The sequence below is a fragment of the Actinoplanes sp. NPDC051633 genome, from assembly GCF_040681735.1.
GTDB lineage: Bacteria > Actinomycetota > Actinomycetes > Mycobacteriales > Micromonosporaceae > Actinoplanes.
This window is the reverse complement of sequence record NZ_JBFAZH010000757.1, coordinates 1-3,846: the sequence shown is the minus strand read 5'-3', so window position 1 is coordinate 3,846 and position 3,846 is coordinate 1. Positions and strand designations below refer to the sequence as shown.

Below are 3,846 nucleotides of genomic sequence, written 5' to 3'. Positions count from 1 at the left end.
AGCCAGCGCCCGCGCCACCACCGTCGGACCCGGCTTGGTCGCCCGGATCGCGGCCAGCGTGGCCTCATCCCACCGCAGCACCACGTCATCGGTCGGCGACGGCGGGAACTGGTCGAAATTCAGCGCGGACGCCTTGCCCGGCGGCTTGCCCGGTTTCGGCAGCGGCGGGGTGTCCTTGGCGCCCGCGGCCAGCTGCGACCCGGCCACCATCACCCCGGCCACCACCGTCATCAGGGCGGCGACCAAAACGTGCGAACTCTTCCGTCCCATGTGCCGGCTTCCCTGCCTCGCGGTGATTGCCGAGCGGCAACATACCCACCGCCATGGATGCCTGACAAGCATCCCCCGCGCGACCCGACACACTCGACATCAGTTCGTCACCTATCGCGGTTTCGGAAGTTGAGCGCCCCGTTTGCGGGTGCAGACCGGTTCCGGAGGCGATACCTGATGGCCAAGCAAGTGATTACAGTGCTCACCGACGACCTGGACGGCGCGGACGCCGACCGGACGATCGAGTTCGGGTTGGACGGTGTTAACTACACCATTGATTTGTCCGAGAAGAACGCCGGCAAGCTCCGTAAGGCACTGGACCCCTATCTCGAGGTCGCGGCCAGGGTTGGGCGCGCCGGCGTAGGCGGGCGTAGCGCGCGGTGCAGCCGGCCCGAGCGAACCGAGATCAGAACCAGGCCATCCGGGAGTGTGCCACCAAAACGGCTACGAAGTGTCAGAGCGGGGACGCATTCCATCCTCGATCGTCGAGGCCTTCCACGCCAAACGCTGAGCCATCGGACCGGTCAGCAAGTAGTCCGGGTCAGGCCCAGCCGGCGCGGACTTCGGCTGTTCCACCAAGGTCGCGAGGCGCCATTGGCGAGCGTTCGCCCGGCTCGACGTGGCCACCCGGCACACTCCAGTGGTTCGGAGAAGCCGAGGCTCGACCATCGCGATACCGCAGGAGCACCGCGACCAACTAATCGACGAGAAGCACAACGCAACTTCATTCACCATTACGAGATTCTCCCCGGCCGCTACCGACAGCACTGCGCGGCGTCCTCAGCGCGGCAAGACCTGGAGCCGCCAGTCCGCACACGCAGACCAAAGACCGCGGCGACGGTAGAACCGCCACGCCCCACGGATCAACACAGCACCCGAGATCTTCTATATGACCCGGAGCTGCCGCCAGAGCCAACCAACGCGTACCAGCGCACGTGGGACACGGCCGCTGAAATCAGCACCGTGTCCTACGGGCACACTGCCCGGTGCCCCGTTCCCCTATATCGGCAGGTCAGCCGCTATGGCTAGCCGCCCCCGCAGGGAGTTTCAATGATCAAGTCAAGCCGTGCATGTAGTGATCGGCGGTGAGGGGTGAAACTCGCGGCCGTCGCGCAGCAGGGCCCAGATGACGTCGATCAGGCGGCGGGCCAGGGCGATCAGCGCTTGGGTGTGGAGTTTGCCCTCGGCGCGTTTGCGGTCATAGAAGGCCCGCGAGGGGCCGTCGGGTTTGATCGCGGACAGCGCGGCGAGGTAGAACACCCGGCGCAGGCCACGGTGGTAACGCTTGGGCCGGTGCAGGTTGCCGCGCACTCGTCCGGAATCTCGAGGGACCGGGGCCAGGCCGGCGTAGGCGGCCAGCCGGGCCGAACTGCCGAAGGCAGTCAGCAGGTCCCCGCCGGTGTCGGCGAGCAGCTGAGCACCCAGGATCGGTCCGAACCCGGTGACGCTGGTGACCCGCGGCGCATGTGGATGCTGGCCGAACGTGGTGGTGATCTGCTTGTCCAGGTTCTTGATCTCGCGGTCCAGATCGAGCAGGTGAGCGGCGAGCCGGGCGATCAGCGGCGCCACCGTGGTCTCGGTGGGCAGCGCGATGGTCTGCGCGGCCGCCGCAGCGAGGGCTTTGTCGACCATCGCCGGGATGCCTTTGGGCCAGGCGCCCCGGGTGCGCAGATGCTCGGCCAGCCCGACAGGGCCAGCGTCGCGGATCCCGGCCGGGGTCTGGAAACCGGTCAGCAGCACCAGCGCCGAGCGGGTGGAGTAGTCGAAAGCCGCCTCCAACGCGGGAAAGATCGAGGCGAGCAGATCCCGCAGCCGATTGACCCCGCGCACCCAGTCACCCACCAGATCCTCACGACGCGCGGTCAACACCTGCAACTGCATAACCAGCTGATCCGGGTCGGTGATCACCGTCAGATCACCGCGCAGCCTCGCGGTCTCGGCGATGGTGAACGCGTCCTTGGCGTCGCTCTTGCCCTCTCCGGCGAACGCCCCAGCCATCCGGTTGACCAGCCGGCCCGGCACATACACCATCTCCGCGCCGGCCTGACGCAGCACCGCCAGCAGCAGTCCCGCGGTCCCCGACGTCATGTCCAGGGCCCACCGCACCTGCCCGGCCTTGCCCGCGCAAGCAATCAATGCCTCGATCTCGGCCTGCCCGTTGCCCAGCCGCTTGCTGAACACCACCTTTGCCGGCCGCATCCACCGCGCACGCGTGGTGGTGCGCCTTGCCGACATCGATACCCACCCAGATCCGCTCACGGACCTTCACCGACCCGAACCTCCCCTGCAACCGCAGTTCAACCCCGTCGATGGCACTGCCGGCAGCTCCATAAACAGCGACCACACGCGCACAGATTTCAATCAGCAGCCAGGCCATCGGCAACGGCGGGGCGGCCACTCCCCAGAAACCACCATCGGCAAGCAGTTTTCAGCCACACCCCACCGTCCCGGGCACCCGAGGCATCGACCCCGGACGATCAACAATCTTATGGAGCAGTTTTGGGGTGTATCCCGCCGGGGGCACCACAAACAACTGCGACACATCCGGCTGCGTGCTGGTCGTAAGCGCAACTCTTCCCCCTCCCATCCGAAGTCGATCGAGTACCGCCAGCCCGTCTCGCGTCCGCAGAAGGCTCAGCACAGGCGTGGGTGCGAGACTGGAACGGTGATCGTCGAACTTCGCTCGGTGCCTGACTGCCCGAACCTCGCCCCGGTCCGCCAGGTGCTATTCGCCGCATTGGCCGAGCTGGGCCTGCAGCCCAAGGTGACGGAGCTGGTCGGTGACTACCCGTCGCCGTCGGTTCTGATTGATGGTGTCGATGTGATGGGCCGTTCCTCCGCAGGCGGCGTCGCGGCATGCCGGCTGGATCTGCCGACCGGCGAGCGCGTCCGCGCTGCCTTGCGGCAAGCGCTGGCGTCCGAATCCGGATCGGCCCGTTGATTAACCTGTCGGGTACTCGGCATCGGCTACCTGGGGGCAACGCGGGCAGCGACCTCGGCGAGGATCGGTTGGTCGATCGATTCCTGCACGCATCGGGCGAATAGCCAGGTGATAAGCCGGTCAGGATCGAGGCCGAGGAGATCCGCGAGCCGCGTGGCCAACCCCGCCGGGTCGGTAACCAAGCGTTCCTCGCAGTTGAGCAGGTGTTGCAGCGCATCGTAGGTCGGATCGCCGACGTACGGTTTGGGGTCGATGGCCAGCCACGGCTCCCGCTGTGCCGCCAGCACGTTGCCGGCGTGGAGGTCGGTGCACAGCAGGGCCTGCCGCTCGGCGGTGGCGGGCAGGCTGCGAAACAGCTCGATCCCGGCCCGTGCCAGCCCCGGATCAAGCCCGACCGACGCGGTGAGCGTGTCCTCGAACTCTGCGGCCAGGCGTCGCACATCACCTGCAGCAGCCGGAACGGGTAGCCATCGGTCGGCGCGCTCCACAACCGCTGCAGGACGGCCGCGACGACTCATCTTGCTCCGGTTCCGGCAGCACTGTCGGCGCTCACGGAATTCCCCACCTGTAGGGGTCTGACGCTCACGTAATTCCCCACCCCGGTCGCTCACGGAATTCCCCACCCTGCTGGTGGG

3 protein-coding genes and 2 pseudogenes are annotated in these 3,846 nt (G+C 67.2%); 2 read left to right on the top strand and 3 right to left on the bottom strand.

Annotated features, from left to right (window positions below):
• A partial coding sequence (locus tag AB0M20_RS31385) for a hypothetical protein (RefSeq protein ID WP_364303946.1) occupies nt 1-270 on the bottom strand: 270 nt, incomplete at its 3' end.
• Between the two features lie 177 nt (nt 271-447).
• Here AB0M20_RS31385 and AB0M20_RS31380 point away from each other — a divergent pair.
• Nucleotides 448-781: pseudogene (locus tag AB0M20_RS31380) on the top strand (Lsr2 family protein).
• A gap of 548 nt (nt 782-1,329) precedes the next feature.
• Here the strand turns inward: AB0M20_RS31380 and AB0M20_RS31375 are convergent.
• Nucleotides 1,330-2,539, bottom strand: a pseudogene (locus AB0M20_RS31375) (IS110 family transposase).
• Between the two features lie 396 nt (nt 2,540-2,935).
• On the opposite strand from AB0M20_RS31375, the gene AB0M20_RS31370 reads away from it, so the two are divergent.
• The gene (locus AB0M20_RS31370; RefSeq protein WP_364303945.1) at nt 2,936-3,211 is read left to right on the top strand and encodes an alkylmercury lyase; all 276 of its coding nucleotides are present in this window, start codon (nt 2,936-2,938) and stop codon (nt 3,209-3,211) included.
• A 26-nt stretch (nt 3,212-3,237) separates the two neighbouring features.
• Here AB0M20_RS31370 and AB0M20_RS31365 read toward each other — a convergent pair whose 3' ends face one another.
• Nucleotides 3,238-3,699 (bottom strand): aminoglycoside phosphotransferase family protein, encoded by a 462-nt coding sequence (locus AB0M20_RS31365; protein ID WP_364303944.1) that lies wholly within the window; start codon nt 3,697-3,699, stop codon nt 3,238-3,240.
• Nucleotides 3,700-3,846 lie beyond the last annotated feature (147 nt).